This is a genomic window from Companilactobacillus zhongbaensis (assembly GCF_003946515.1).
GTDB lineage: Bacteria > Bacillota > Bacilli > Lactobacillales > Lactobacillaceae > Companilactobacillus > Companilactobacillus zhongbaensis.
Window position 1 is genome coordinate 118,060 of the sequence record NZ_RHOM01000007.1, and the last position, 6,440, is coordinate 124,499.

A 6,440-nucleotide genomic window follows, 5' to 3' on the forward strand; every position below is an offset into this window, starting at 1 on the left:
GGTATGATATTTTGTCCACTGGAATTGCACCTGGAAAATTATATTTGGCAGGAGAATACGCCGTTGTTGAAACTGGCTTCCCTGCTGTGATCGCATCCGTTGATCAATACGTAAAAGTTACCGTAACTAAAGCTAAAGGTAGCGGAACGATTCAATCAAAGAATTTAAATAAACAACTTATCCATTGGAATCGTCAAGGAACTGAATTAGTTTTTGATGACACTGAAAGCCAGCTAGCTTACATTTTGACAGCAATTAAATTTGTCGAAAGATACGCCATTGAGAACCACAAAAAGTTAGCTTACTACGATTTGCTTGTAACTAGCGAACTTGATTCCGATGATGGTAAAAAATTTGGTCTAGGTAGCTCAGCAGCTGTAACAGTCGCAGTTGTTAAAGCACTAGGCTCCTTTTATGACCTCGATTTATCAAAGATGGATGTCTATAAACTAGCCTCGATCGCCCATTTATCAGTTCAAGGAAACGGAAGTCTCGGTGATATCGCAGCTAGTGCATTTGGCGGAATCATAGCTTACAAATCGCCAGATCGTAACTGGGTCTTCAACATGGTCCGAAATCACAGTTTGAAGAAATTACTCAAGCTTAACTGGCCTAATCTAAAAATCGAACCACTTCATTTACCCAAAGAATTAGAAATGGTCGTTGGTTGGACAGGATCCCCTGCTTCGACCTCGATCTTAGTGGATCGAATCGCTTTGACTAAAGCACAAAAAGTTGAAAAATATCAACATTTCCTAAAATCTAGCCGTCACAGTGTTGAACAATTGATCAAAGGCTTCAGAGACAGTGACGCCGACATGATCAAAAAGATGATCAGTGACTATCGAAAAGTTTTGACTGACCTCGCTAGATTCAGTGATGTTCATATTGAAACTAAATTATTGACTAAACTTTGTGATATCGCCGAAAAACTCGGTGGTGCTGCTAAAACTTCCGGTGCCGGTGGTGGTGACTGCGGTATCGTCATTAGTAATAAAGATCTTAATTTAAAACATCTCAAAAATGAATGGGAAAAAGCTGGTATCACTCCCCTCAAACTAAAAATCGGAGAAATAATCGATCATGCCTAAACAGGATGAACAAATTCAACGTAAAGTTGAACATTTATTTTTAGCTGAGAAATTTTACAATGCAGAATCATTTGCTGGTTTTGATCAGGTCCGTATGCTGCATGAAGCGTTACCTGAATTAAAAACTGATCAAATCGATCTCTCAACGGATTTTTTAGGGCATAAAGTTTCCTATCCGTTTTATTTTAATGCCATCACAGGCGGTTCTAAGCAATCAGCTCGTTTCAATGGAGAGTTAGCAACACTTGCGAAAGCATTGAACGTGCCGGTTTCTAGCGGTTCCATGGGCGTTTATTTCCGGATCCCTGAGACGAAAGATAGTTTTACAGTTTTGCGAAAGAACAATCCAGAGGGAATCGTCATCGCCAATTTGTCAGGAAAAGCCAACGCTAAGCAAGCCCAAGCAGCGGTTGACCTGATCAATGCTGACGCCTTGCAGATCCATCTCAATGTCTTACAAGAACTTGCCATGCCTGAAGGAGATCGTGAATACTTCTGGGCTGACAACATTAAATCAATCGTCGAACAATTATCTGTTCCGGTCATCGTTAAAGAAGTAGGCTTTGGCATGACTAAAGAGACTATTCAAAAATTGAAAGACCTCGGTGTTAAAAACATCGACATTTCCGGTTTCGGCGGAACTGACTTTGCTGAAATCGAAAGCGCCAGAAATCATGAACTAGATTTTACTTATTTAGATCAGCTTTCCTTATCGACCGTTGAATCTCTGATCGAAGCAAAAGCTATTTCTGGAGTTAACATTTTAGCTTCAGGTGGTATCAAAGAAGCCTTTGATATTATCAAAGCACTAGCAATGGGAGCTAATTCTGTTGGTATTTCTGGCCTGGCCCTACACCATTTGCAAAAGTATTCTCTAGAAGAAACAAAAATTTTCTTCGAATTAATGACCTTGCAACTAAAGATCTTAATGGCAGCAATTGGTGCGAAAAATATTTCTGATATCAAAAAAGCCCCGATCGTTTATGATCAGGACTTAATAAATTACGCGAAACAACGCAAAATTGATTTAACGTCTTAATCCCTTGGGATAGACGTTTTTTATTTGTCTATTACTATATCGACCCCAACTAAATAATTTATCGTGGTAAGTCAAACCGATCCACTTGTTATCGAAGTCAGGAGTCTCTTGAAGCATTAAAGCTTCACCGTGCAAATATTTCTTAAACTGTTCATCTGACAGCTCATAAGTAGCTTTCAATTTACTAGGTTGGATTGCCAATATCATCGCGATATCTGGCTCCAATCTATTTTTTTTGAATTCTCCGAGTTTTAAGCCATTTCGTAAAATATGCAATTTTTTAAAACGAGCATCAAAACTAGCAGCTTGGTACAAAAAATCATTTAATTTGAACAAGTTATCTGTTGGAATGCTAGTTAAATTAGCCTTGGCAAATTTCTCGATCAAGATGAGGTCAGCTTTTTTGATGCCGTCATTGAATGTACGAACACGTAGCTTTTCAGGTTCACCAGTTTTGACCATTTTGCACATAAAGTGGCCTTCACCCTTGAATCGATCTGGGAACATCCGTAAAGTCTTGATCAATTCGGGGTTGTCATTACCCCACTCCGGCTTGCCGTCTTCCATTCCAGGATATTTTTTGACATCTTGCAATTTCACATCGGGATATTTATTCAAGAAGTAATCAATGTTTTGCTCGTTTTCTTCGGGAGCAAAGGTACAAGTTGAATAAACGAGCGTCCCACCGGGTTTCAATAATTGGTATGCCGAGTCTAAGATGTGCTTTTGACGATTGGCACATTGTTCGACGTACTCTTGAGACCAATATTTTACTGATTCGGGGTCTTTACGAAACATGCCTTCGCCAGAGCAAGGTGCATCGACCAAGATCTTATCAAAAAAGCCGGCAAACGGTTTTTCGAAGTCTTGTGGTGAGTTGTTCGTGACGACAGTGTTTGTAATTCCCGTTCTTTCGATGTTTGAGGACAAAACTTTTGCACGCTTGTAATTTATCTCGTTACTAACTAAAAGTCCTTGTGAGCCCATTTTTGAGGCTAAATAAGTACTCTTACTCCCTGGAGCAGCACAAAGATCCAAAACCGTCTCATTGGATTGAGGATCGACTAATTCTGACACGTACATGGCGCTAGGTTCTTGCGAATATAAATATCCTGATAGATGATCGATACTATTGCCATCAATATCACCGTAAAAGCCAATGTCTGAATATTCGATCGGTTGACTAGTGTCAACAGCCACATTTTGATAATTAGCTTTTAACGGATTTAGACGGAAGGAATCAAAACTCTTTCCTTCCATGGCAGCAAAAAGCTGTTCAGCCCTATCGCCTAGCAACTTTTGATATTTATTTTTAAATTCTTGACTTAATTTGACACTCATAGACGTTTCGTCACTCCGTTTTTTTCACAAAATAAATTTGGTAGATCCCGACTACGATTGCAGCAATGATCGAAAGGATCAAATACAAATTGAAAGTTTGATGACTAATGATAACGATCTTCCACTTGGTCCACAAAAAGGCCGCTAAGTAAGGAATCATCGTAAACAGTAAGTAACGGATCAAGAGACCATTACGATAGTTGTTTTTCAAGTCACCTGTCAATTTAGTTTTCTTAACGTCGAATCTCAGTGGCAACAAGATGTATATCTCGACTGCGATGGCCACGATAAATGTCAACAACAACGAAATAATGTACATATTGCCACTAGAATTAGTTTGAATGGCGCTGAAGTCATCCGTTTGAGGACTGTATTTGTGGGTGGAACTGACCTTAAGAGTCTTCTTAAGCTTTGCTAAATCGGTCTTTGATGACAAAACTGCTCCATCTATGACAGGAACAACATCATTTAACTGAACCTTCAAATTGTTTTGAACCGGTGAAATCGAGACCAAAGTTTGCTCGTTTAAAATCTTGGCATTATTGAAGCCAATCGTTCCGATGACTGAAACGTATCGTTTGCCAGTTTTAATGTATTGTTGACTCTGTGGTTTATAGCTCGGAATATCAGATTGTTGCCCTCGGACAGCAAATGGAATCTCCGACTTAAAATCAGATTGTGAGAAGTAACGGCCATTGACCGTTGGTAATTTATGCAAAGTATGATTGCTATATAAATAACCAAAATTGCTGTTATTTTTGTCAAAAAAGATAATCTGATAATTTACCAGATCAGCTTTGCTTAACTTTTTGACCGCATTGGTCAAATTTTGTTTTGAACTAGTCTTCAAAACAGTGGCACTTTCACTCATACCTAAACGATTCATGTTGTTGTTGTACTTGACCGAATCGTTTCGAGAAATGGCCACAGCTGCTAACAGCACTACAAAAAAGATAATAATGCTGGAAATAACTTTTTTCATGGTTTCACCTATTATTTATTTAATTAAAAATATTTTATCATTGACCAGATCGTACTGCGGATATTTCTCATTTAACTTATCGATCCGTGGATCGGCCACATACTCAACACTGTCCCAAAATTTGTGACTATTAGTTGCCCCAAAAGGCTCACCGATCACAAAAAAATTGAGATCTGTTTGTCGGATCTTGTCTAAGATCTGCGTGTCGATCTCATTTTTGTCAGGGCTCCAAGCTAATACTACTGATGTTACTTGATCACTGAAATGATCGATGGCGGAAAGTGCATCAAATTGCTGTACTTTCGTCAGTTGTTCATTTCCTGTTGGACTTTCGTTTGACCAGCTCAAATCATCTGTACAAATAGCACTGATCCCTTGATCAATAAAGCCTTTAGAAATGTATCCATTGCCAGCCATTAATTCCAAATACGTTTCCTGAGGGAATAAATTAGCCCATTCCCCCATCAGCTCTTCGGTAATAGTAGCCCAGTAACCAAACTGATCTTGCAAAAAAGTCCGAAAATCAGCTAATTTCTTGTCAAATTGTTCCAGATCACTGATGACAGCATCAAAGTCGTCAATATCAGGATCGACATTGTTCGCTAAATATTTCGTGATTTGCTGCTCAGTCAGTTCGAATGGAATAAAGCGATGCTTCGGTAGCTCCTTATGCTCCAAAGCTTCGATCACGTGTTGCATGAATTTAATTCTAGCATTAAAGACTTGCGATTGTGGTAAACGGACCGCAATTTTTTTTAAATCATCGACGTAATCCAATATATCTAGTCCTTTTAGTAAATTAATCATTTCTAATACTACATTTTATTTCAAATAATTGCCAAAAAGTGTAATATTCTAGGTAGTACAACTTTGAGGTGAAATATGGCAAAAAATAAACAAAAGAAACGCCCCGAGAAGGAAGAATCAGGGTGGAAGTTCTGGCTGGAAACAATCGGTCTGACGATCGTGTTGTATGCAGTCATTATGCTAGCGTTTAAATTTACGTTAGCAAACGAGCGAGTCTCTGGCCCTTCGATGCAACCAACATTTGAAGACGGACAGAAATTACTAGCCGTAAAGCATTCTAATATTCAACGAGGCGACGTCATTATTTTAAAAGCGCCTGACGAAGCTGGATCATTTTACATTAAACGTGTAATCGGAATGCCCGGAGATACTATCATATCAAAAAACAACAAAATGTACATTAACGGAAAACTTTACAAAGAGTCGTTCTTAGATGCCGGTAATAAGGTCAAAGAAAAGGCTCCTAATGTATATGCGGGTAAAGGATACAGTTGGACTTATAACTTTACATTGAGTCAGCTAGCTCAATCTCCTGAATATCAACAGATATACAGCAAGAGCTATTTGAACAAGGTTAAGAAGACTAACAAAGTTCCTGCCGGCACCTACTTCGTAATGGGAGATCACCGTACGGTTTCTAAAGATAGTCGACTAATTGGTTTTATTAAGAAAGATGCAGTTGTTGGTGAAGTCAAATGGCGTTACTGGCCACTGAACGAATGGACAGTCTTTTAAAAAAATGTCCGAAAGCTAGTCTTAATGATATGATTGATTTATGGAGGTCATGAATATGGATAAACCTAACATTTCAGAAATGATTATTGAGTACGAAAAGAATAAAAATATGAATGACACACAGTTTGCTTTTGAGAGCCATTTGTCAGTTGAAAGAGTTCATAACCTCAAGTCTGGTGGGTATGATGCAACTCCTGATGAGGAAAAGGTGATTTTAGAGTATATTAAGCTTCACAGTTGATCTTTTGATTTTAGCTTTAGTTTTTGATTTGGGACTGATTTTTTGATCAGTCTCATTTTTTTCTACGTCTTGTCAATAGTAATGTTGTTAATTCAATGATTCATAAATATGAATACAAGATATTAGTTCAGTGACGAGGGTTTTCACCACCAAACTAATGCCTTAGTCTTGTTATTTTAGTGATTTTAAGTAAGCCAAATAAAC

The 6,440-nt window shown here is 38.2% G+C and carries 7 protein-coding genes; 4 read left to right on the top strand and 3 right to left on the bottom strand.

The window, feature by feature from the left end; translation table 11 throughout:
* The first annotated feature begins 11 nt into the window (after window positions 1-11).
* Both EKM69_RS05030 and fni read left to right on the top strand, forming a co-directional pair.
* Entirely contained in the window at window positions 12-1,091 is a 1,080-nt protein-coding gene (locus tag EKM69_RS05030) for a phosphomevalonate kinase (protein ID WP_125708757.1), read from the top strand.
* A complete protein-coding gene (gene fni, locus EKM69_RS05035; protein WP_125708759.1) occupies window positions 1,084-2,130 on the top strand; it encodes a type 2 isopentenyl-diphosphate Delta-isomerase in 1,047 nt (348 codons plus the stop codon). The genes EKM69_RS05030 and fni overlap by 8 nt, the downstream gene beginning before the upstream one ends.
* On the opposite strand, the gene EKM69_RS05040 is transcribed toward fni, so the two are convergent.
* Genes EKM69_RS05040 through EKM69_RS05050 form a run of 3 tightly spaced genes read right to left on the bottom strand, consistent with a single transcriptional unit; the run spans window position 2,119 to window position 5,260 of the window.
* Window positions 2,119-3,471 (bottom strand): RsmF rRNA methyltransferase first C-terminal domain-containing protein, encoded by a 1,353-nt coding sequence (locus EKM69_RS05040; protein ID WP_125708761.1) that lies wholly within the window; start codon window positions 3,469-3,471, stop codon window positions 2,119-2,121. The two genes, fni and EKM69_RS05040, sit on opposite strands and share 12 nt — an antisense overlap.
* A gap of 10 nt (window positions 3,472-3,481) precedes the next feature.
* Window positions 3,482-4,453 carry a single stranded DNA-binding domain-containing protein gene (locus tag EKM69_RS05045; RefSeq protein ID WP_125708763.1) on the bottom strand — a complete coding sequence of 324 codons (972 nt, stop codon included), beginning with the start codon at window positions 4,451-4,453 and terminating at the stop codon, window positions 3,482-3,484.
* A gap of 15 nt (window positions 4,454-4,468) precedes the next feature.
* A complete protein-coding gene (locus tag EKM69_RS05050) occupies window positions 4,469-5,260 on the bottom strand; it encodes a hypothetical protein (RefSeq protein WP_225423840.1) in 792 nt (263 codons plus the stop codon).
* A gap of 75 nt (window positions 5,261-5,335) precedes the next feature.
* Between EKM69_RS05050 and lepB the strand changes: the two genes are divergently transcribed.
* Together lepB and EKM69_RS05060 are read left to right on the top strand one after the other, a co-directional pair.
* Window positions 5,336-5,995 carry a signal peptidase I gene (lepB, locus tag EKM69_RS05055; RefSeq protein ID WP_125708765.1) on the top strand — a complete coding sequence of 220 codons (660 nt, stop codon included), beginning with the start codon at window positions 5,336-5,338 and terminating at the stop codon, window positions 5,993-5,995.
* 55 nt (window positions 5,996-6,050) lie between these two features.
* Window positions 6,051-6,236: an LBP_cg2779 family protein gene (locus tag EKM69_RS05060; protein ID WP_125708767.1), complete on the top strand. Its 186-nt coding sequence runs from the start codon at window positions 6,051-6,053 to the stop codon at window positions 6,234-6,236.
* The last annotated feature ends 204 nt before the right edge of the window (window positions 6,237-6,440 follow it).

Bases quoted from the DNA above. Each gene is read 5' to 3' on its own strand.
- fni (WP_125708759.1), top strand. From the start codon at position 1,084: ATGCCTAAACAGGATGAACAAATTCAACGTAAAGTTGAACATTTATTT.
- lepB (WP_125708765.1), top strand. From the start codon at position 5,336: ATGGCAAAAAATAAACAAAAGAAACGCCCCGAGAAGGAAGAATCAGGG.
- EKM69_RS05040 (WP_125708761.1), bottom strand. From the start codon at position 3,471: ATGAGTGTCAAATTAAGTCAAGAATTTAAAAATAAATATCAAAAGTTG.
- EKM69_RS05045 (WP_125708763.1), bottom strand. From the start codon at position 4,453: ATGAAAAAAGTTATTTCCAGCATTATTATCTTTTTTGTAGTGCTGTTA.
- EKM69_RS05060 (WP_125708767.1), top strand. From the start codon at position 6,051: ATGGATAAACCTAACATTTCAGAAATGATTATTGAGTACGAAAAGAAT.
- EKM69_RS05050 (WP_225423840.1), bottom strand. From the start codon at position 5,260: ATGATTAATTTACTAAAAGGACTAGATATATTGGATTACGTCGATGAT.